Origin of the sequence: Herminiimonas contaminans, from assembly GCF_015645465.1 — a bacterium.
Lineage (GTDB): Bacteria > Pseudomonadota > Gammaproteobacteria > Burkholderiales > Burkholderiaceae_D > Oxalicibacterium > Oxalicibacterium contaminans.
Genome location: NZ_JADOEL010000014.1, coordinates 1 through 20,837 on the forward strand (window position 1 = coordinate 1; position 20,837 = coordinate 20,837).

Below are 20,837 nucleotides of genomic sequence, written 5' to 3' on the forward strand. Positions count from 1 at the left end.
CCACTGTGACGATGCCGTTTGTGCGGGACAGAAAATGGAAAAAGAAGTGGGTGTGTCTGAGCGCAGCGAGTTTCGCCCACTTCCCATTTTTTGTCCCGCACAAACGGGAACCCCGCAGGGGCAGCGGCGCCGTGGTCGCCTTTCTTTGCTTACTTTCTTTGGCGAAGCAAAGAAAGTGAGTGGCCGCCGGGCCACCCCCGGCAACCCCGCTCTCCACGGAGAGCAAACAGAATCAGCAACAATCAACACGCAAACCAAACACCAATAAAAAAGCCCGCATCAGCGGGCTTTTTATTCAATACATCAGACTACTTAAGCGTAACTACGCAAACGCAACGAGAAATCACGCAAAGCAGTAATCCCCGAAGCCTCAGCACGTGCACACCAATCCTGCAACTGCTGCAGCAACTGATCACGGCTAGCATGTGAACGCTCCCAGATCGCACCCAGTTCAACGCGCATTTCATGCATTGTTTTGAGCGGCTTGCTGTGTGCGAACAAAGTCGTCAGTTGTTCTTTATGCGGTGCTTCCAGCTTGTTAGGCTCGCGATGCAGGAGCTTCTTCGCGGAACGCAAGAAGCCGGACTCCAGCTGCGCTTTTTCTTTCAGGTGCTCAACTTCATCGTGCCAGGTTTGCTTCAGCGACTTCGCGTATTTTGCAGTCACGTCATAACGGTTGGCGATGACGGATTGCAGCGTGTCGAAATCGAGATGCAATTTGCTGGTGTCGAATTTCGGTTGCGGTGCGACTTTCTTGACCTTGGCCAGACCTACTGTTTCCAGCATGCGGATGTACATCCAGCCGATGTCGAATTCGTACCACTTGGCCGACAGCTTGGCCGAAGTACCAAAGGTGTGGTGATTGTTGTGCAGCTCTTCGCCACCGATCAGGATACCGATAGGGAAGATGTTGGTTGCTGCATCGCTGCATTCGTAGTTACGGTAACCCCAGTAGTGGCCGATACCGTTGATGATGCCAGCCGCAGTGATAGGTATCCATGCCATTTGCAGGGCCCATACCGAAACACCGATCACGCCGAACAAAGCGACGTTGATGAACAGCATCAGGACGATACCCATCGCGCTATGACGCGTGTAAACATTACGTTCGATCCAGTCGTCCGGCGTACCGTAACCATACTTTTCCATGGTTTCCATGTTTTTCGATTCTGCGCGATACAACTCAGCACCTTCGAAAAACACTTTCTTGATACCGCGGGTAACCGGGCTGTGCGGATCTTCTTCGGTTTCGCATTTGGCGTGGTGCTTGCGATGGATCGCAACCCATTCTTTGGTGACCATACCAGTGGTCAGCCACAGCCAGAAACGGAAGAAATGACTAGGAATCGGATGCAGGTCCAGGCCACGGTGGGTGGCGCTGCGATGCAAATAGATAGTGACCGCCGCAATCGTGATGTGTGTCACGGCGAGCGCGTAGAAAAACACTTCCCAACCGCTGGCGCGGGTCAGGCCGTTCGATAGGAAATCAAGTACTGCGTCGATCATTGTGGCTCCAATATGAATGCCATGGATAATGGTATCCCCTAGATGGTATCGCTAAATCGAATTGCTAGGGTTGCTGGCAAATTTTCGAGACGAATTGTACCCTTTTTAAGGGCCTATATCCGATTTTGCAGGGTTTTTCGCGGTATTTAAACGTTCTTTTACCGGCTGATATTGCTCGTCAATCAACCTTATTTCACGTTGCGGGAACGGTACATTGATCTCATTCGCCTGAAATGATCGCCATATTGCACGATTGACATCAGACAAAACCGTACCGCGTCCATCCAGTTCATTGACCCAGAACCCCAGCTGCAGGTCGATCCCATCCGCACCAAAGGCCACCATGGTGGCTGCTGGTACGCGATCCGGCCCCTTGCGCACTTTATCCACTCCAAGTGCGGCCTCTTCCAGCAATCGCAATGCCAAATCGATATCAGTCCGGTAATCAACTGAAACCTTTGTTGTCATTTGAATCACAGTGTCGCTGAGGGATAAATTCTGCACCGAATTCGCCACGAAGACCTCGTTCGGCACGATGGTGTCGCTGCCGTCGCCATTGCGCAACACGGTGTAGCGGGTATTGATCTGTGCCACGCGGCCGGTGAATTTATCTATCGTCACCGTGTCGCCTATGGTCATGCTGCGTTCGAGCAGGATGATGAAACCGGAAACATAACTGCTGGCTATCTTTTGCAAACCCAGGCCCAGGCCGACGCCCAGCGCACCACCAAATACCGACAGTACGGTCAGGTCGATACCGACCATGGACAAGCTGACCAGCAAGGCGATCAGGATCAGGACTGCACGGCTCATGCGTGACAGCACGGCGCGCATCGACGAATGCATGCCGTCGAGTCGCATCAGGCGTTCTTCGATCAGGGCCGATCCCCACAGCGCAAAAATCAGCGTCACACCCACCGAGACGATCGCTTGCAGCATCGTCATGATGGAGACTTTATGTTTGCCCAGCGGGACAAAGGTGTCGTCGAGGAATTCGATGAACTCCGGCAGCACGCCCGTGATATGCAGCGCTACGATGATCCACACCAGTGAAGCAAAGCTGCGTTCAAACAGCAGGACGAATGCACTGACCTTGCCGCTGCGCGCAAACACGCGTCGCATGACATAGAAAGCCAGGCGTATCAACGCAAACGATGCGACCAGCGGCATCACGACGCGCAAGACATCCACACCGTCGACACCATCCAGCCGTTCCAGGACAGCTTTAGAGATAGCCAACAGCAGCCAGGTCAGCAGTGGCCACAAAACACGCGTGAAACTTTCTACTCCCAACCTGCGTAATGCATTTTGCTGTGGCTCTTGTGTCGCCAGCAGGCTGCGCACCACACGTGCGATACCCCAACCCAATGCAAAACACAGTACTACAGCAACAATTTGCCAGCGCAGACCAGGTATGCCCAGGTCAGTCCACAAATCAGCCCAGAGAGTAGTTAGCAGGTTTTGTTTCATTTATTTTTTACGTTCGAGTACCGCCGCGAAAAATCCATCAGTATGATGCTGCGCCGGCGACAGCTTCAGATAATCACCCATCTTCAAATCTATCTTTTGTTCCGCCAGCACTTCACTCATGGGGATCAAAACAAAGTCATCGCGCGATGCCAGGAAGCTGGCAACAATCGCTTCATTTTCTTCATCCAGAATACTGCAGGTTGCATACACCAGACGACCACCTGCTTTAACCAGGCGCGCTGCACCGGCCAGGATGGAAGCCTGCTTTTCATTCAACTCTACCAGCGATTGCGGAGTCTGACGCCACTTCACGTCAGGATTGCGACGCAAGGTACCGAGGCCGCTGCATGGAGCATCGACCAGCACGCGATCTATCTTGCCTGCCAGACGTTTTACCTTGGCATCGTTTTCATGCGCGATGAGTACCGGATGCACATTCGACAGTCCGCTACGCGCGAGACGTGGTTTCAGTTTGGCCAGGCGTTTGTCGGAGATATCGAACGCATACAGACGGCCGGTGTTGCGCATCGCGGCACCCAGTGACAAAGTCTTGCCGCCCGCGCCTGCACAGAAGTCGACCACCATTTCGCCACGCTTGGCACCGACCACTTGTGACAGCAACTGGCTGCCTTCGTCCTGCACTTCGATCGAACCATTCTTGAACAAAGGCAGGTTCTGCAATGCAGGCTTCTTGATGACACGGATACCCAAAGGTGCGTACGGTGTAGGCTCACACAAGATAGGTGCTTCTGCCAGCGATGTAATCACTTCTTCGCGCGTCGCCTTCAATGCGTTGACGCGCAGATCCAGCGGTGCTGGCTGGTTCACGGCGTGCGCCAGTTCCAGTGCAGTTGCTTCGCCATCACGAGCCACCAGTTTGTCGAACAGCCATTCCGGCAAATTCGAACGCAACAGCGACGGCAACAAGGTGCGATCGATTTGCATCACGTGCTTGAGCCATTCGGTTTCTTCTTCGGTCAGGCCACCCAACGATTCAACGCCGACTGCATCAGCCAGACCAAGCAAAGTCATACGACGCATGGTCGGGCCATTGCCGGATTCGGCAAAGCTGGTGTACACCGCTTTATTGCGCAGCAAACCGTATACCGCTTCTGCCACGACACCGCGCTCACGCGAACCGAGCTTAGGATGTTCGCGGAAGTAACGCGATAAGGTACCGTCGGCCGGACCTGTGAAACGCAGGATCTCGCGCAGTACTTCTTCGGTGTTATTAATGATCGCTGGAGGCAATCTCATGCATATTCCTTCATAAAATATTCTTGTCTGACAGTCGCCGGGCAAGCTGGTTCGGGTAGCGAACCGCTGCATCAGTTTCGTCAGGACTCTGGGCGTTAAGCTGCTTGATTAATACGCACCACACCGTCCAGCACGGACAATCGTCCGTCTATGAAGCAGCGTATAGCGCGTGGATAAATAATGTGTTCCTGTTCCAGCACACGGGCGGCCAGGGTATCTTCCGTATCGTCGGCCAGTACCGGCACCGCCGCCTGCGCCACGATAGGACCATGATCCAGCTCGGCAGTGACAAAATGCACAGTTGCGCCATGCAATTTGACACCCGCAGCCAAAGCCTGTCTGTGCGTTGCCAAACCAACAAAACTTGGTAACAGCGATGGATGGATATTGAGCATGCGTCCGGCGTAATGTGCGACGAAAGGTGTCGTCAACACACGCATAAAACCTGCCAAAACCACCAAATCAGGCGTAAAAGAGTCGATCTTGCTCTGGAGTGCTGCGTCAAAGGCCTCCCGGCTCGGATAGTCCTTGTTTGCCACAACCAGTGCCGGAATACCGTGTTCGGCAGCATAGGCCAGGCCCGATGCATCGGCCTTATTGCTAATAACGGCCGCGATCTGTGCTGGCCACTCTTCATTTTGCGCAGCGCGGATGATGGCCCGCATATTACTACCGCGCCCGGAAATCAAAATGACGATTCTTCTCATGGCGCGCATTGTACCGTACCGCGGGCCGATCAGAACGACGGCAACCGGCCGGATCATTAACTATCAGCGCAGTACAGAGCGCGCCAACGCTCAGCGACGACGAAGCAAAACCGAGGAAATGTGCCCGGAATTCAGGCGAGGCAGCGAGCCGCGATGTACCAGCGGCTGCGAGAATACGACTTACTGAAAGGAGTAAAACACCCGGAATGCGATTTTCTTGTCAGCCCAGAAATCAGCGGCATCGCGGAATACGTCGAGCAAAGTCTCGCGTGCTTCCTTGTCGAATTTCGGTGTATTCGGCAGTTGCTCCAGCACCACCAGGAAACCAGGCTGCGGGCCTGCTTTGTGTGCCAGGCTGGTCAGGCAATCGGACAAGGCATCGAAATTCTTGCCAAAATGCTTGGGAAACTGGAATGCCTCCGCAATCACGGCCAATACCTGCTGCTTGGTGGTCGCATGTGCGCAATGTGCGTACAGGAAGTGCTGTCCAAGATGCGCGGCTTCTGCCTGCAAATCTGCGACCCGGAAGGCCCGGATCGACTGCACTACATTGAGCGGCACGGTTTTAAACAAACTCATTTCTCCCTCATCTCCAGCTATTTATTATCAACATAACACCCCGCTCACTCCATGACTCTTTTGAAGCTTCTGTAGTGATCGGCGGTGTAATAATATTCGCGCGGCCTGGTCTTCTCGCCGCCGGTAATGATCCGTTTCGCACCACGATTGCGAGCCCGCGGTGTCTTTACAGTGTATTCGCGGTAATACCCGCGCTTTTGCTGAGGCAAAACCTTTTCATAATTGCCAAATATGGAACCATCCTTGTCATAAGGGAAAGGTCCACCCTGGCGTATCAAGGCGATCGTCTCCTGCGCTTCACGCGGCAATTCATTAACTGAAACAACTCCAAGCGCGCCGGAATCGAAAGCAAAAGCGTTGAATGAAAGTAAGAATGTAGCGAAAAGCAGGAAAAAGCGCGTGATAAATTTAACTTTCACCGAAATACCTTTTCTTAATAATGGGTGTCGTCTATCGACGCACCCTATCAACGCAGCCTATTGAATTAACGAGTCCAATACCCGAGAGTAACGTGTTGTGTTGTCCGAATCAACACTAATTGCTTGACAAGCATGGGATAGGCTGCTGCTTAGATATCGGCGTTTTCGGCCACACCTGTGTCTTGCGAAGAGAAAAATGACAGGATTTCAGTCTTGTGCGCCAAGGCATCCTTGCGTCCCAGATTAATGAGTTCGCAGGTGTAGCTTTTTTCAAACAACAGGTAAGAAGCCAGCGCTGCACCACGCACTTCAGCCGCACCTATGCCCGACAGCAACATACGGACCGGACGTGGCAGGCTGCTGATGTGGCGACTTGCAATTGTGTCAAGTCGTTCAGATGGCGCGATGGTCAGCATCTCTATCGGCCGCAGCGGAGTCTTGGTTCTTTGTTCGTCGGTCAGCACCGACAAGGTTTGATTGATGCGATTCAGGCGTTCGATATCGCTGGCGATACTATCAAGGAAGATACTGGACAAGGCATGCCCGGCAATTTGCGCCAGGCTCGGATACTGCGCATTGCGCGACTGATCGATTGCCGGTTCCATCAACCGCCCCGCCCCTATCACCAGCACTTTGTCGGCACCCAGATGGATGGCCGGTGAAATCGGCGCCACCTGCCGCATTGAGCCGTCACCGAAATACTCGCGTCGACCTTCGCAAAAAATCGGCGTCGCCGGAAAAATCAGCGGGATCGCCGCCGACGCCAGCAAATGTTCAACACCGATCTGACTGCGTACCGCGATACGCTGGGTCCTGACCCACGGTTCTATATCAGCTTCGCTTTGATAAAACGTCATATGCTTGCCCGCCGTATAGGACGAGGCAGTGACGGCCAGCGCGTGCAACTTGCCGTCCACCAGTGCCGCATCCAGGCGCGGCAGGTTGAGCATGCGATTCAGCAGGCTGACCAAAGGCGTATTGTCGAGCAAGGAATTTGGTGGATTGGCTTTCCATGTGCGCAGCAGCCAGCCAAACGACAGCAGTGATAGCCACTTCGCGCCGGAACGCAGCACGCCCAGCGAGTCCGCGCGGTAGACCTGTTCAGCCGTGAAGTTTTCCCATACATGCACAATTCGTTGCAGGCCGGGACAGAAATCGTCGGCGTGACAAGCCAGTGCAGTCGCATTAATCGCACCGGCGGAGGTGCCGCAAATAATGTCGTAGGGATTTTTCTCCGGCGCCCAGCCAGCCTCACACAGGATGGCCGATACCGATTCCAGCACGCCGACCTGATAGGCCGCGCGCGCTCCGCCTCCCGTCAGCACCAGGCCAATTTTCTTTTTGTCTCGCATAGACACCAATTATTCAGGCCTTTCGGATTTCAGACAAGCGGGCACGACACCAAGGATCAGTCTCCTTTGGCGATGCCTTCACGACGAGGATCTGTCCCACCAAACCAGACTTCTTCACCATGGATACTCAAGCGCATGATGCCTTGCAAGCCCGAAGTCTGCTCCACCAGTTGCACCTCATGCTGGCGTTCCGTCAGTGCCCTGACCAGGGTATTCGGCACACGACCGCGCTCCAGCTCAGTCGGTCCGTTACGGCTGCCGACGTTAGGCAAATCAATCGCCTGCTGTACCGTCAGCCCCCAATCCATCATACCGACCAATACCTTGCCGACGTAATTGATGATGTAAGCACCACCTGGTGAGCCTACCGCCAGCACCAGTTTCTTCGTACCCTTTTCAAACACGAAAGTCGGTGCCATCGAACTACGTGGTCGCTTGCCGGGTTGCACACGGTTGGCGATGAAGCCATTCACATCGCTGGGATCAAACGAGAAATCGGTCAGTTCATTATTCAGCAGAAAGCCATCGACCATCTGGCGCGAACCAAAACCGTTTTCAATGGTAGTCGTCATGGCGACCGCATTGCCCTTCGCATCCACCACGGAAATATGCGAAGTCGAAGGCAGCTCAGGGGAAGTACTGGTGGCCCAGGCCAGGCGCGTATTGAAAGGATCACCAGGCTGCGCCTTACCCATGGACTCATCACCTATCAACGCGGCGCGGCGTGCCAGGTATTTTTTATCGAGCAGCGGTTGCACACTACCACCCGGCAGCGGCGCAAAATCCGGATCGGCTATATAGCGATCGCGATCCGCGTAAGCGAGACGCCCTGCTTCCGCGAACAGATGCACGGCATTCGCATTCCACGCACCATTAACCGGCGAATAGGCCGCGATGTTTTTCTTTTCGAGTATGCCCAGGATTTGCGCTATCGCGATACCACCCGACGAAGGTGGCGGCATACCGCACACAGTCCATGCTTTGTAATCGCTGCAAACAGGTTCACGTACCTTGGCCTTGTAACTGGAGATATCGTGCAAACCCATTTCACCGGGATTGGTAGGATGCTGCGCAACCTTGGCTGCAATATCGTGCGCGATCTGGCCGCGGTAAAACGCATTTGCGCCATCGCGCGCTATCGCTTTCATGGTTTCAGCCAGTGCCGGATTTTTCAGGATGTAGCCGACAGGTCTGGGCTTGCCTTGCGCATCGTAAAAGTAAGCGGCGGCGACCGGGTCCTGCTTCAGATAAGTTTCATGTTGCAGCAAGATGGCGAGGCGCGGACTGACGGCAAAACCTTCAGTCGCCAGCTTGATCGCCGGATTGAACAGGGTTGCCCATGGCAGCTTGCCGTTCTGCTTGTGCGCCAGCTCCAGCATGCGCAATACACCCGGCACACCGACAGCGCGACCACCAACTACCGCTTCGTGGAAAGGCATGGCCTTGCCTTCCGCGTTCTGGAACAATTTACCCGTCACATTGCGCGGCGCTGTTTCGCGGCCATCATAGGCCAGTACACGCGCGCCATCGAAGTGCAACATGAACGCACCACCGCCCAGGCCGGACGATTGCGGTTCCACCAGGCCCAGCACCATTTGCGTTGCGATGGCAGCATCAACTGCAGAACCACCGGCCTTCAACATTTGGTAACCTGCATCCACCGCCAGTGGATTGGCGGCTGCCACCATGAATTTCTTTGCGACCCAACCGCTCTTTTCGGTATAGCCGCTACTGCCTTCCGGCTCTATCGGGATGTATGGCTTGACTACTGGCGGGCTGCTGCAGCCGGTAAGCAAGGCTGATAATACGGCGACAAAAACAGTCGTTTTAATCATGCAGAATCCCGGAGTAACGTAGAAGAAGGCAAAAGGTGCGTCCCCAGTGTAAACCGCTTGGGCGCAGATGTCAGTTTGTTAGGACGAGGTTTTTTCAATTGAGTTCGCTGCATCTGGCCGGAAATACAGGCCGCGGATAAAAGAAAAGGCAGCCTGCGCTGCCTTTTCCGCATAACCATCATCTAAAACTCAAGGACGCGTCGGGGTAATCGGCGCAGAATCCACCGGCACGACAATGGTCTGTACCGGCGTGACGATAGTGACATTGGTGACGGTATCCACCACTTGCAAACCTGTTGCTGGCAACAAAGGCACAATCAGCAAGGCTACGATGTTGATGATCTTGATCAAGGGATTGACTGCAGGACCAGCCGTGTCCATGTACGGATCACCGACCGTATCACCGGTCACTGCTGCCTTGTGCGCATCCGATCCCTTGCCGCCGTGATGGCCGTCTTCGATATGCTTCTTCGCGTTATCCCAGGCGCCACCACCGGTAGTCATCGAAATCGCAACAAAGATACCGGTTACGATTGCACCCATCAGCAAACCACCAAGCGCCGCAGGTCCGAGGATCAGGCCAACCAGAATAGGTATCACCACCGGCAACAGCGACGGAATAATCATTTCCTTGATGGCTGCAGTGGTCAGCATATCGACCGCCTTGTCGTATTCCGGCTTGCCGCTGCCATCCATGATGCCCTTGATCTCGCTGAACTGGCGGCGCACTTCGACCACCACCGCACCGGCAGCGCGACCTACTGCCTCCATCGCCATCGCGCCAAACAAGTATGGAATCAAGCCACCGATGAAAAGCCCAACGATGACCATGGGATTGGACAAGTCGAAGGTCGTGCTCTTGCCGACCGAATCCAGTGCATGCGTGTAATCGGCAAACAGCACCAACGCAGCGAGTCCGGCTGAGCCGATCGCATAGCCTTTGGTCACTGCCTTGGTGGTATTGCCAACCGCATCCAGCGGATCAGTAATCGCACGTACCGATTCCGGCATGCCGGACATCTCGGCGATACCGCCAGCGTTATCGGTAATCGGGCCATACGCATCAAGCGCAACAATAATGCCCGCCATAGACAACATGGAGGTCGCCGCAATCGCGATCCCGTACAAACCACCCAACCAATACGAAGCCAGGATAGCGAAACACACCGATACCACCGGCCATGCAGTCGAGCGCATCGAGACGCCGAGACCCGCGATGATGTTGGTACCGTGGCCGGTAGTAGAAGCCTGCGCCACATGTTGCACCGGTTTGAAATCGGTACCGGTGTAGTACTCGGTGATGTAGACCATCAAACCGGTCAGGATGATGCCAACTACCGCCGAACCCATCATCGCGACACGCAATTCAGGCGGAATCACCAGCCAGGTCACAACTGCAAAACCGATCAGCGACAAACCGGCAGCCCACCATAAACCGGTGTACAGCGCCGACATGATTTTCTTACCTTCTTTCGCTTTGACCATAGAGCAACCGACTATCGACGCGAGGATGGACACACCACCCAATAGCAACGGATAAATTGCCGCCTGCACTTCCAGTCCGCGCATCACCAGTGTGCCGAGCAACATGGTCGCGATCAGGGTCACCACATAAGTTTCAAACAAATCTGCCGCCATACCGGCGCAGTCGCCTACGTTGTCACCCACGTTATCTGCGATCACGGCCGGATTGCGTGGATCGTCTTCCGGAATGCCTGCTTCCACCTTGCCCACCAGGTCAGCGCCGACGTCCGCACCTTTGGTGAAGATACCGCCTCCGAGCCTGGCAAAAATCGAAATCAGCGATGCGCCGAAAGCCAGGCCGATCAGCGGCGTAATGATGTCGTGCAAGGTGACGTGATACACGCCGCCATCGCGCGCCATGCTGGTCAGGATCAGGAAGAAAATGGCCACGCCAAGCAAACCGAGGCCGACCACCAGCATGCCGGTAATCGCCCCGCCCTTGAACGCCACATCGAGCGCCTCATTCATACCTTTGGTTGCCGCCTGCGCCGTGCGTACATTGGCTCGCACCGACACATTCATGCCGATGAAGCCGCAAGCACCCGACAACACCGCACCCGCGAGGAAGCCGATCGCAGTCATCAGCCCGAGTCCGGGCACCAATGCAATGATGATGAAGAGAACGACGCCGACGATGGCTATCGTGCGGTACTGGCGCGCCAAGTAGGCAGCAGCACCTTGTTGAATCGCGGCGGCAATGTCCTGCATGCGTTCATTACCGGCGTCTTGCTTGAGTATCCAGCTACGTGAGATCAGGCCATAGATAACGGCAACAACGCCGCACGCAATGGCGAACCATAGACTTGATGCCATATCGACTCCTCCTGTTTTTTCACGACCAAGTTGACCACTACGACTATGCAACAGACATAAACATGTTCCGTGCTGCGTACTGCAAAACTTTCTGTCGCCCTTTTTATTATTTGGATGCCAGGGCTGGCTGAGTCTGTTGCGGGATTGCTTCCCTGATTCTGTTACTACTGCATCAATACAATACCGATGCTATAGCGATAAGGCAATTTGAGCAAATAAGAAAAAAGCGGACATGGTGTCCGCTTTTTTTGTTTAACCTGCTAACGCGGCAAACGCGCTGTCACGTATTTGATCGACCGGGCCTACGCCTGCGATCTTGCGATACTTGGGCGCACCTGGCTGACCGGAAGCTGCCCATTGGTTGTAGTAACCAACCAACACTTCGGTTTGCTCGTGGTACACGGACAAACGCTTCTTCACGGTTTCTTCCTTGTCGTCATCACGCTGGATCAATTCTTCACCAGTCAGGTCGTCCTTGCCTGCCACTTTAGGTGGATTGAATTTGACGTGGTAAGTACGACCCGATGCCGGATGTACACGACGACCGCTCATGCGCTCAACGATCGCTTCGTCAGGCACATCGATTTCCAATACGTAGTCGATCGCAACGCCCGCTTCTTTCATCGCGTCAGCTTGCGGAATGGTACGTGGAAAACCGTCGAACAAATAACCTTTGGCGCAGTCCGGTTCTTTCAGGCGATCCTTGACCAGACCGATGATGATGTCGTCCGACACCAGGCCACCTTCGTCCATGATTTTTTTTGCGGCGATGCCGAGTGGCGTGCCAGCCTTGACCGCTGCGCGCAACATGTCGCCGGTCGAAATTTGCGGGATATTGAATTTATCTTTGATGAAACCAGCTTGCGTGCCCTTACCGGCACCAGGCGCTCCTAAAAGGATGAGGCGCATGAAATTTTCCTAAAACGAGTTTTTGAATTCTATTACCGAAGGGCGCTAATGCGGCACCGGAGGATAGTCGTGATTTATAGATTTGAACTATGAACTTTGCACGAAACTTACCACAAAATTATATCAAAGCGCTGTTTTGCGCTTGCTGCAGCGCATCATTGACCGAAAAATTGCCTTACGCGCTGCAGGTCTTCCGGGGTGTCCACACCCGTCACCGGGGCATGCGGCGTCACGTGCACGGCGATAGGAACGCCATGCCATAACACGCGTAATTGCTCCAGCGCTTCCAGTTGCTCCAGCGGCGAAACGCTGAGCTGCGGGTATTCCTGCAGGAAGGCATTGCGATAAGCATACAGACCGATATGGCGCAGCGGCGCATAGCCCGCTGGCATCGCATCCCGACTCACGGCAAAAGCATCACGGTGCCAGGGAATAGTCGCGCGTGAGAAATACAGCGCACGTCCGGCTTTATCCAGCACCACTTTCACTACATTCGGATTGAAGATTTCCTCAATATCACTGATGGTATGCGCCGCAGTTGCCATCGGCACATCACGCGAAATCAGTGTCGCCGTCGCCGCGATCAGCGACGGGTCTATCAACGGCTCATCGCCTTGTACATTCACCACCACCGCGTCATCCGGCAGACCGATCAACGCTGCTACTTCGGCTATACGATCGGTACCCGATGGATGGTCAGCCCGCGTCATCTGCACCGCTACCTTGTGCTGCGCGCAGGCGGCAAAAATATCGGCATGATCGGTAGCGACGATGACCTGGGCTGCACCAGACTGCATCGCACGTTCAGCCACGCGCACTATCATCGGCTTGCCACCGAGGTCTGCCAGCGGTTTATTCGGCAGGCGGGTTGACGCCAGGCGGGCAGGAATAATGACGGTAAAAGACATCAGTAATGATCAGTTTGCGCCGGAGTTGACTTGCAGGTCACGTGCCTGGTCCGCCCACATGATAGGAATGCCATCACGTATCGGATAGGCCAGTTTATCGGCCTTGCAAATCAGTTCTTGCGCTTTTTTGTCATGCTCAAGCGGACCTTTACAGATCGGGCAGACCAAAATATCAAGCAATCGAGCGTCCACGGAGTTTCTCCACAATTTTTTCAGCAAGCGCGCCGTCAAGCTGCGCTGTTACAGGCACGACCCACAAACGGGTGTCGTTTCTCAAACCTTCGTTTTGCCGACATTTTACTGCATCCTTCTCGGTAATCAGGATCACATCCGCCTGCACATGCACAAACGGATTGTCGGAAAAATCATAATGGTCGGGCAAAGCCATTTCCTCGAATTGCAAACCGGCACTGCGCAGCAAGCCAAAAAATCGCCCCGGATTGCCTATACCAGCCGCTGCCAGGATCACCGGCGCATGCTTGCCGTCAGTCGCAGCGAAGGAGCTTAACAGGCTGACCTGAGAACGATCATTCAGTTTTTCTGCGGTATTGCCGACCAGCTGCATATGGATCGCATCCGGTGGCAAACCCGGCGCATGGTCCGCACCATTCAATACGGTGAAATCGCGCTGGCGTGAAGTCGGCTCGCGCAAGGGACCGGCTGGCAGCAGCCAGCCATTACCGGCACCGCGTCCGTCGAACAGGACGATTTCGATATCCCGCTGCATACGGTAATGCTGCAAGCCATCATCCGATACCAGCACGTCGACTTCCGGATGCGCGGCCAGCAAGGCTGTCGCCACCGCTACCCGGTCGCGTCCGACCATCACCGGACACTCGGCGCGATACGCAATCAATAAAGGTTCATCGCCAACTTCGTGCGCCAGCGATTGCGCAGTAACTTCCTGCGGCACTTCATTGTGCACACCATAGCCGCGCGAAATCACGCCCGGCGTATAACCAGCCTGACGCAATGCCTGCACCAGCCATATCGTCAGCGGTGTCTTGCCGGTACCACCGACAAAGATATTCCCCACCACCACCACCGGCACCGGCAAACGCTCGCTCTTGGCAAGACCGGCGCTGTAGGCGGCGCGGCGCACGGCCGACAAACCGCCAAACAGGGCAGCTACCGGCAGCAGCATGCAAGCCGCCAAGCCGCGCTGCGACCAGGTACGCGTCAGGAATTCTTCAAGATTGGAGCGCTGAAGACTCAAGGGTGGATTCCGTATGAAGGTGACGGTACCGACATCGTCAGTACCGCCACATGATAGAACTACTTATTTCTTGCCGCTGGTTTGCGCAGCAAACGTGACCTTGGAATAACCGGCGATACGCGCCGCTTCCAGTACATTGATCACAGTCTGGTGCGTAGCGGTCGCATCGGCTGCAATGATGATAACCGGATCGGCATTCGGCTTGCTGGAAGCCGCCACCGCCGCACTCAGCTCTGCTGCCAGCGCATCCGGATTTTGCACGGCGACGCGTGCATTATTAATCGAGTAGCGACCTTGCGTATCGACGCCGACATTGATTTCAAATGGCCGGTCCATCGCCTTCTCCGCATCGGCGGTCGGCAACGTAATCTGCAAGGCGGTAAATTTGCTGTAACTGGTCGAAACCATCAGGAAAATCAGGATCACCAGCAATACATCTATGAAGGCAATCAGATTGATTTCCGGATCTTCGCGGCCTTGTCCTTTGCGGAAATTCATCAGGCGTCTCTTTCCGGACTGTTACTTGCGTGCGCCATGCACGATGTCGACAAACTTCACAGCCTGTTGCTCCATATCGATGATGAAGCTATCGACCAGGGCGCGGAAGTGGCGGTAGAACACCAGCGACGGCATCGCAATCGCCAGGCCGAAACCGGTGTTGTACAGGGCAATCGAAATACCATGTGCCAGTTGCGCCGGATTCGCGCCGGTACCGGTTGCGTTTTGTGAACCAAAGATTTCAATCATGCCGACCACGGTACCAAACAAACCCATCAGCGGTGCCAGCGTGGCGATGGTACCCAGCGTCGTCAGGAAGCGTTCCAGCGTATGCGCAGTGCCGCGCCCTGCTTCTTCGATCGACTCCTTCATCACATCACGCGGCGCATCGACGTTGCGCAAACCGGCAGCCAGTACGCGGCCCAAAGGCGAATTCTGTTCCAGCGTCGTCACCACGTTCTCATCGATACGGCCACTGCGATAGACCCGCACGACCTCGTCCAGCAAGCTGGGCGGCAATATGCGATTGCGGCGCAAGTACATGCTACGTTCGATAATCAGGGTCAGGGCAATAACGGAGGCAATCAGCAACAGCCAGATAGGCCAGCCTGCTGCATGAATAATGGCGAGCAAAATAAGCTCCTTCTGTGGGATTCAATAAGTATGGATGGAGAATGTAACGGTTTGACGCTGCGAGAGCAAGTTACATTCATAGCCTTGCCTACATTGCTTGCGGACAGATAAGCACATGCCTATGCCTTTTAACGCGATCATGAGAACGCACACATGGCTTGTGCACATTTTCTGTGGATAACATTGTGCGTAACTGTGTGCAAGCAGTCGAAGCCATTGATTTCAAAGAACAAATTTCCCGCGCTCAAAAATGAGGCGGCTTATATCTGCTTGTCTGCCTCAGCTTTGCAAGGTGATTTGCAGCACCTTGATGCGGTAATTCAGTTGCCGCAAGGTCAACCCCAATATTTGTGCCGCGCGTGATTTATTGCCGCCGCATTCGGTCAGCGCCGACACAATCTGCTCGACCTCATCGCCGCGCACTGCCTGATTGGTCCGTACCGAGCGGGTCACTGTATTGGTTCCGGCAGCGACTGTCATGCTCGACAACACAGCATCCACGGCACGCTCCGACTCCAGTACCCGGCTGACATCCGCGGCTTCGATTTCGGGTTGTTCGGCCAGCAGGACCAGGCGTTCGATAATGTTTTGCAGTTGACGGATGTTGCCAGGCCAGGGGAAACGTATCAGTTGTTCCATCGCGCCCGGCGTCAGGGTGGCATGGCGCTGGAAGGTATCGTTGGCCAGGCTGATGAAATGACGCGCCAGCGCAGGAATATCTTCAGCCCGCGCACGCAGCGCCGGTAGTTTAACCGGCACCACATTCAAACGATAGAACAAGTCGAGCCGGAAGCGTCCACTCGCCACCAACTGCTGCAAGTCACGGTTGGTAGCGGCGACTATGCGCACATTCACCGGTATCTCCTTGCGTCCGCCGACACGCTGGATTTGCTGCTCCTGCAAGGCACGCAGCAACTTGACCTGCAACAACAATGGCAAGTCGCCCACTTCATCCAGGAACAACGTGCCGCCGTCTGCATCTTCAAAGCGTCCGGGCTTGGCGGCGTGCGCGCCGGTGAACGAACCTTTTTCATGGCCGAACAATTCAGACTCGAACAAGTTCTCCGGAATGGCACCGCAATTCACTTTGATGAAAGGTGCATCGCGCCGGTCACTTGCCATATGCAAGGCACGCGCAAACAATTCCTTGCCGGTACCTGATTCGCCCAACAGCAATACGGTAGCCACCGTATTCGCCACCTGCGTGATCTGACGCAAGGCTGCGCGTGACGCCACCGACTCGCCTATGATGCCGCCGTGCTGCGCCTGCTTGCCCAGCGCCTTCTTCAGTTCACGGTTCTCAACTGTCAACGCCGCAGTACGCCGCTCGACTTGCTCGTTCACCAAATGTTCTATGCGCAGCAACTGCGCAATCTGCGCTGCCACCAGACGCACAGTCACCAGATCGTCACTGAGCGGACGATGCAAACCGCGAAAGCGATTTACTGCCAGCACACCACGCACCGTACCGTTGACGATGATGGGCAAGGCAAACATGGAGATCGTTCCCTTAGGCAGCGTATCGCGATCTACCGTGCGCGCCAGGTAATTGGGTTCGGTATCAATATCCTGAATGATCGCCACTTCGCCCGACTGGAACACTTTGCCTGTAATCCCCTCGCCGGGACGAAACACGCCGCGCTTGATCTCCTCTTCATCCAGCCCGTATGAATAGCGAATCACCAGACGCTGCTTTTGCGCATCGAATAAAAACAAACGGCCACGATTCAAGCCGAGGAATTCGGATAACAGGTGCAACATATTGCGTATCGCAAAAGCCGGATCCAGGCTCTTGCCTATCAGCTTCGATATCTCTCGCGTCACAAAGAGCTGTGTCTCCGACCAGTCGACGATGCCATGTACATTCTTCGACAGCTCTGCCTGTGCCGTCGAATGCAAATACGGCCGGATTCCTGTACTGAATTCCTTGCTCTTCATTTCCATACTCAACCTCTTATCGACATCCCGGACATTGTGTAAGCAATGTCCCTGCCATGTACCAAGCTGCGGTTTACCTTCTTGCTTGCTTGTTTTTGAGCAATACGCATGTGCCATATGCACGGTCTTCGCGCATACGCCCTGCTGCAACAATTTAATGCGCCAAAGCGAGGCGTAGCAAAAACACAATTCCATCAGTATTTGGCCGAGGAAAAAGAAACAGGGACAGGTCATCTTGTTAACAATTTGGTTAACAAGATGGTCGAGAAATCCACCTCTGTTATCCCGCCCATGCTTCCGTTTTTATCCATCCCCGACTGTGCCAAATCGGCCTTTAAAAGTTCACCGTGTATCAGTCATTTCTCCTATGAAGACATGTCTTTTAACGGCTTTTCTACACCTGCATTCAGGCACGCGTTTTAAGCAGCACAGCGCGCTGATTTTCCGTGCTGGCATATCAATTGCGTTAAGGAACATAACTCGATGTCATGTTGAGACAAATGTGTACGCAAATCTGCATGCCTGGACTAGCAGCGTTTTATAAGGAAACCAGAAACATGAATTCAGTCGTTGATTTTTCCTTGCACAGCTACCGCGACGATGCCGCGCCGGAAGCCACTGCACGGCCGCACATTACAGTGCGCGGCCTGAGCAAATCATTTGGCGGTGCGCCGGTATATTCCGATTTCAATCTCGACTTTCCGAAAGGTCGTGTGACCTGTGTCTTCGGCCCCAACGGTTGCGGCAAGTCGACGCTGATCAATATGATCGCTGGTCTGATTCCATACGACGACGGCGACATCCTGTTCGACGGCAAAACCCTGCAGCAAACCACCATCGGCTATGTATTCCAGAACTACCGCGAAGCGTTGTTCCCGTGGATGCGTGCGATAGACAACATCAAATATCCACTCGTCATCAAGGGCATGAGCAAGGCCGATTGCGACGCGCGAGTCGAAGAACTGATCGCGTCCTTCGACGTGAAGTTTGATTTGAATCGTTACCCGTATGAATTCTCCGGCGGCCAGCAGCAGTTGATTTCCATCATGCGTGCATTGGCACCGCATCCTGAAGTGCTGTTCCTCGATGAACCCTTCTCAGCGCTCGACTATGAAATGACTCTCTTCATACGGGAGAAGCTGCAGGAAATTTTTCACACCACCGGCGTCACCATGATCGTCGTTTCGCATGACCTGGAAGAAGCGGTCTACCTCGCCGATCATGTCTTGCTGTTGACCAAACGACCGACCCGGGTTGCCGACACGGTGCGCTTCGATGCGCCGCGTCCGCGCGATATCGCCACCCTTTCCAGTGCTGCTTTTGTGCAAACCAAGGCGCGCTGCCTGGACATCTTCCAACGCGAGGTGCGCAAATGAAAAGCACACAATACCCACCCTTCATGAACAACAGCATGCGCGTCGGCCGCAGCCTGATCGGGCCGGTCGCATTGATAGCGGTCTGGTGGATCGCCAATGATTCGGCATGGGTCAGCAACAAACTGCTGCCGAATCCATTCGCCACTTTCGGCTCCCTATGGGACAGCCTGGTCTCTGGCTCCATGACCAAAGACCTGGCAGCAACGCTGTATCGCACGCTGTATGCATTTGGCCTGGCCGCCCTGTTCGGTATCCCGGCCGGGATCGCGCTCGGTTCGAATGACCGTATTTATCGCTCGATTGAATCGCTGGTCGACTTCTTCCGCTCGACGCCAGCCACTGCCATGTTCCCGCTCTTCCTGCTGATCTTTGGCATCGGTGATTTCGCCAAGATCGCGGTCGCCGGTTTCTCCGCCTGGCTGGTGGTGCTGTTCAACGTGGCCTATGGCGTCATGAACTCGCGCAAGACGCGCATCCTCGCAGCACGCGTAATGGGTGCTTCGAAATGGCGTGTATTCCGCGACGTGCTGTTCTTTGAATCGCTGCCACAAACCTTTGTCGGCCTGCGCATGGCAGTTTCGCTGGCGCTGGTCGTCATCATCGTGGCCGAGATGTTCATCGGCTCGATGGATGGCATGGGCCATCGCATCATCGATGCACAGCAGGTATTCGATCTGCAGCAAATGTATGCCTCCATCCTGATGACCGGCGGCGTCGGTTACGGCTTCAATCTTTTATTCATCGCACTCGAGAAATGGGTAGTGCATTGGGCAGGTCGCTAATTTAATTTTCAATTCTGGAGAATGGTATGAAAAAGTTCGTCTTGGCATCTATCGTCGGAACCCTGCTGCTGAATTCATCGCTCGCACTGGCACAGGAAAAAATGGAAAAGGTCACTGCGTCGTGGTTGCCCATCATGCAAACCATGGCTTACTACGTGGCACTGGAAGAGAAGCTGTTTGAAAAGGCCGGGATAGAAATTAACTCAGTTAAATTCCAGAACCCGAACCAGATCATCGATTCACTGGTGTCCGGCCAGGCTGACTTCGGACCACCAGGTGCGGCAGCCGGTATCACGGCGCTGGCTGAATCGCGCTATCCGGGTACTTTCAAAGTCTTTGGCCTGCAAGGTGGTGGCATCAAGGTAGGCATGATCAATGATGGCCTGATCGTTTCGAATGCATCGACCATTTCCTCGTTCAAGGATCTCAAGGGCAAGAGCATAGGCACCCTGCCCGGCATCCAGTGGAAAACCATCACGCGCTACATCCTGCGTCAAAACGGCCTGGACCCGGACAAGGATGTGCGCATCAATGAAATCGCCGTGCCTATGCACATTCCATCCGTGGTTGCCGGTACTGTCGATGCCACACTGTCGCTGGAACCGGTAGGTTCGATCGCCATCGCATCGAAAGAGGCCCGACGTGCGATGACAAATCCGGTCGCCACCTTCATCGCTGATCCTTTCTACTCCGGCGTCTCGGTACTCTCGACCAAGTTCATGAAAGAGCGTCCGGAAGTCGCGAAGAAAGTCGTCGCCGTGCTGGACCAGGCGACCAAGATGGCGAATGAAAACTTCGACAAATACCGTCCCATCATCGCCAAGTACACTGCAATCCAGCCTGACCAGGTGCAATACGTCGCGCAACCCTATCTGCGCGCCAACAAGGATTTGACTGCCAACGATGTGAAGTCGTATCAGGCGCTGGTCAATGTATTTGAAAAAGAAGGCGTGCTGAAAGAACACATGGATATACAAAAAATCATGTTGAAGCCCACTGACCTTAAATAAACCAGGCTAAGACCAGCGCCGGTCCCGGCGCTGCTTCTTGCCACACCTCTCGCTCCACTTCCGGGGCAAATACCACACGCAGCAAGCAGCGATGGCCAGGCCCTC

21 protein-coding genes are annotated in these 20,837 nt (G+C 54.6%); 5 read left to right on the forward strand and 16 right to left on the reverse strand.

Annotation, left to right across the window (positions count from 1 at the left end; translation table 11 throughout):
• Positions 1 to 268 (forward strand): hypothetical protein (locus IXC47_RS14965; protein ID WP_230089587.1); only part of this gene is annotated, 268 nt, incomplete at its 5' end.
• A 44-nt stretch (positions 269 to 312) separates the two neighbouring features.
• Here the strand turns inward: IXC47_RS14965 and IXC47_RS14970 are convergent.
• From IXC47_RS14970 to IXC47_RS19485, 16 genes are all read right to left on the reverse strand, one after another.
• Positions 313 to 1,506: a DesA family fatty acid desaturase gene (locus IXC47_RS14970; protein ID WP_175626314.1), complete on the reverse strand. Its 1,194-nt coding sequence runs from the start codon at positions 1,504 to 1,506 to the stop codon at positions 313 to 315.
• 105 nt (positions 1,507 to 1,611) lie between these two features.
• Positions 1,612 to 2,976: a mechanosensitive ion channel family protein gene (locus IXC47_RS14975; protein WP_175626313.1), complete on the reverse strand. Its 1,365-nt coding sequence runs from the start codon at positions 2,974 to 2,976 to the stop codon at positions 1,612 to 1,614.
• Positions 2,977 to 4,233 carry an RsmB/NOP family class I SAM-dependent RNA methyltransferase gene (locus IXC47_RS14980; RefSeq protein WP_175626312.1) on the reverse strand — a complete coding sequence of 419 codons (1,257 nt, stop codon included), beginning with the start codon at positions 4,231 to 4,233 and terminating at the stop codon, positions 2,977 to 2,979.
• A gap of 95 nt (positions 4,234 to 4,328) precedes the next feature.
• Complete coding sequence (purN, locus tag IXC47_RS14985; RefSeq protein ID WP_195876158.1) at positions 4,329 to 4,940, reverse strand: phosphoribosylglycinamide formyltransferase; 612 nt, start codon at positions 4,938 to 4,940, stop codon at positions 4,329 to 4,331.
• A 180-nt stretch (positions 4,941 to 5,120) separates the two neighbouring features.
• Complete coding sequence (locus IXC47_RS14990) at positions 5,121 to 5,519, reverse strand: barstar family protein (protein WP_124574954.1); 399 nt, start codon at positions 5,517 to 5,519, stop codon at positions 5,121 to 5,123.
• Between the two features lie 44 nt (positions 5,520 to 5,563).
• Complete coding sequence (locus tag IXC47_RS14995; protein ID WP_175626310.1) at positions 5,564 to 5,938, reverse strand: ribonuclease domain-containing protein; 375 nt, start codon at positions 5,936 to 5,938, stop codon at positions 5,564 to 5,566.
• A 149-nt stretch (positions 5,939 to 6,087) separates the two neighbouring features.
• Positions 6,088 to 7,290 (reverse strand): patatin-like phospholipase family protein, encoded by a 1,203-nt coding sequence (locus IXC47_RS15000; RefSeq protein ID WP_175626309.1) that lies wholly within the window; start codon positions 7,288 to 7,290, stop codon positions 6,088 to 6,090.
• Positions 7,291 to 7,346: 56 nt separating this feature from the next.
• Positions 7,347 to 9,125 carry a gamma-glutamyltransferase gene (gene ggt / locus IXC47_RS15005; protein WP_195876159.1) on the reverse strand — a complete coding sequence of 593 codons (1,779 nt, stop codon included), beginning with the start codon at positions 9,123 to 9,125 and terminating at the stop codon, positions 7,347 to 7,349.
• 189 nt (positions 9,126 to 9,314) lie between these two features.
• Positions 9,315 to 11,462 carry a sodium-translocating pyrophosphatase gene (locus IXC47_RS15010; RefSeq protein ID WP_195876160.1) on the reverse strand — a complete coding sequence of 716 codons (2,148 nt, stop codon included), beginning with the start codon at positions 11,460 to 11,462 and terminating at the stop codon, positions 9,315 to 9,317.
• 252 nt (positions 11,463 to 11,714) lie between these two features.
• The gene (adk, locus tag IXC47_RS15015; RefSeq protein ID WP_195876161.1) at positions 11,715 to 12,371 is read right to left on the reverse strand and encodes an adenylate kinase; all 657 of its coding nucleotides are present in this window, start codon (positions 12,369 to 12,371) and stop codon (positions 11,715 to 11,717) included.
• Positions 12,372 to 12,526: 155 nt separating this feature from the next.
• Positions 12,527 to 13,279 carry a 3-deoxy-manno-octulosonate cytidylyltransferase gene (gene kdsB / locus IXC47_RS15020; protein WP_175626305.1) on the reverse strand — a complete coding sequence of 251 codons (753 nt, stop codon included), beginning with the start codon at positions 13,277 to 13,279 and terminating at the stop codon, positions 12,527 to 12,529.
• A gap of 9 nt (positions 13,280 to 13,288) precedes the next feature.
• Positions 13,289 to 13,471, reverse strand: a complete 183-nt coding sequence (locus tag IXC47_RS15025) for a Trm112 family protein (protein ID WP_175626304.1) — start codon at positions 13,469 to 13,471, stop codon at positions 13,289 to 13,291.
• A complete protein-coding gene (gene lpxK, locus IXC47_RS15030) occupies positions 13,452 to 14,495 on the reverse strand; it encodes a tetraacyldisaccharide 4'-kinase (protein ID WP_195876162.1) in 1,044 nt (347 codons plus the stop codon). The genes IXC47_RS15025 and lpxK overlap by 20 nt, the downstream gene beginning before the upstream one ends.
• Before the next feature lie 63 nt (positions 14,496 to 14,558).
• Positions 14,559 to 14,993 carry an ExbD/TolR family protein gene (locus IXC47_RS15035; protein WP_195876163.1) on the reverse strand — a complete coding sequence of 145 codons (435 nt, stop codon included), beginning with the start codon at positions 14,991 to 14,993 and terminating at the stop codon, positions 14,559 to 14,561.
• Between the two features lie 21 nt (positions 14,994 to 15,014).
• Positions 15,015 to 15,626, reverse strand: coding sequence for a MotA/TolQ/ExbB proton channel family protein (locus IXC47_RS15040; RefSeq protein ID WP_175626301.1), 612 nt, complete (start codon positions 15,624 to 15,626; stop codon positions 15,015 to 15,017).
• A gap of 279 nt (positions 15,627 to 15,905) precedes the next feature.
• On the reverse strand, positions 15,906 to 17,570 hold the full coding sequence (locus IXC47_RS19485) for a sigma-54 interaction domain-containing protein (protein WP_255485111.1): 1,665 nt from the start codon (positions 17,568 to 17,570) through the stop codon (positions 15,906 to 15,908).
• Positions 17,571 to 17,681: 111 nt separating this feature from the next.
• Between IXC47_RS19485 and IXC47_RS15050 the strand changes: the two genes are divergently transcribed.
• The 4 genes from IXC47_RS15050 to IXC47_RS15065 all read left to right on the forward strand — a co-directional run bounded on the left by IXC47_RS15050 (position 17,682) and on the right by IXC47_RS15065 (position 20,732).
• Entirely contained in the window at positions 17,682 to 17,987 is a 306-nt protein-coding gene (locus IXC47_RS15050) for a hypothetical protein (RefSeq protein ID WP_175626115.1), read from the forward strand.
• 134 nt (positions 17,988 to 18,121) lie between these two features.
• Positions 18,122 to 18,940, forward strand: coding sequence for an ABC transporter ATP-binding protein (locus IXC47_RS15055; protein ID WP_175626299.1), 819 nt, complete (start codon positions 18,122 to 18,124; stop codon positions 18,938 to 18,940).
• Positions 18,937 to 19,722: an ABC transporter permease gene (locus IXC47_RS15060; protein ID WP_230089588.1), complete on the forward strand. Its 786-nt coding sequence runs from the start codon at positions 18,937 to 18,939 to the stop codon at positions 19,720 to 19,722. Before IXC47_RS15055 ends, IXC47_RS15060 begins: the two co-directional genes overlap by 4 nt.
• 26 nt (positions 19,723 to 19,748) lie before the next feature.
• Entirely contained in the window at positions 19,749 to 20,732 is a 984-nt protein-coding gene (locus IXC47_RS15065; RefSeq protein ID WP_195876164.1) for an ABC transporter substrate-binding protein, read from the forward strand.
• Positions 20,733 to 20,837 lie beyond the last annotated feature (105 nt).

Excerpts from the sequence above, each read along its gene's own strand:
- IXC47_RS14970 (WP_175626314.1), bottom strand. The coding sequence starts at position 1,506 with ATGATCGACGCAGTACTTGATTTCCTATCGAACGGCCTGACCCGCGCC.
- IXC47_RS14975 (WP_175626313.1), bottom strand. The coding sequence starts at position 2,976 with ATGAAACAAAACCTGCTAACTACTCTCTGGGCTGATTTGTGGACTGAC.
- IXC47_RS14980 (WP_175626312.1), bottom strand. The coding sequence starts at position 4,233 with ATGAGATTGCCTCCAGCGATCATTAATAACACCGAAGAAGTACTGCGC.
- purN (WP_195876158.1), bottom strand. The coding sequence starts at position 4,940 with ATGAGAAGAATCGTCATTTTGATTTCCGGGCGCGGTAGTAATATGCGG.
- IXC47_RS14990 (WP_124574954.1), bottom strand. The coding sequence starts at position 5,519 with ATGAGTTTGTTTAAAACCGTGCCGCTCAATGTAGTGCAGTCGATCCGG.
- IXC47_RS15000 (WP_175626309.1), bottom strand. The coding sequence starts at position 7,290 with ATGCGAGACAAAAAGAAAATTGGCCTGGTGCTGACGGGAGGCGGAGCG.
- ggt (WP_195876159.1), bottom strand. The coding sequence starts at position 9,125 with ATGATTAAAACGACTGTTTTTGTCGCCGTATTATCAGCCTTGCTTACC.
- IXC47_RS15010 (WP_195876160.1), bottom strand. The coding sequence starts at position 11,462 with ATGGCATCAAGTCTATGGTTCGCCATTGCGTGCGGCGTTGTTGCCGTT.
- adk (WP_195876161.1), bottom strand. The coding sequence starts at position 12,371 with ATGCGCCTCATCCTTTTAGGAGCGCCTGGTGCCGGTAAGGGCACGCAA.
- kdsB (WP_175626305.1), bottom strand. The coding sequence starts at position 13,279 with ATGTCTTTTACCGTCATTATTCCTGCCCGCCTGGCGTCAACCCGCCTG.
- IXC47_RS15035 (WP_195876163.1), bottom strand. The coding sequence starts at position 14,993 with ATGAATTTCCGCAAAGGACAAGGCCGCGAAGATCCGGAAATCAATCTG.
- IXC47_RS19485 (WP_255485111.1), bottom strand. The coding sequence starts at position 17,570 with ATGGAAATGAAGAGCAAGGAATTCAGTACAGGAATCCGGCCGTATTTG.
- IXC47_RS15050 (WP_175626115.1), top strand. The coding sequence starts at position 17,682 with ATGCACGGTCTTCGCGCATACGCCCTGCTGCAACAATTTAATGCGCCA.
- IXC47_RS15055 (WP_175626299.1), top strand. The coding sequence starts at position 18,122 with ATGAATTCAGTCGTTGATTTTTCCTTGCACAGCTACCGCGACGATGCC.
- IXC47_RS15060 (WP_230089588.1), top strand. The coding sequence starts at position 18,937 with ATGAAAAGCACACAATACCCACCCTTCATGAACAACAGCATGCGCGTC.
- IXC47_RS15065 (WP_195876164.1), top strand. The coding sequence starts at position 19,749 with ATGAAAAAGTTCGTCTTGGCATCTATCGTCGGAACCCTGCTGCTGAAT.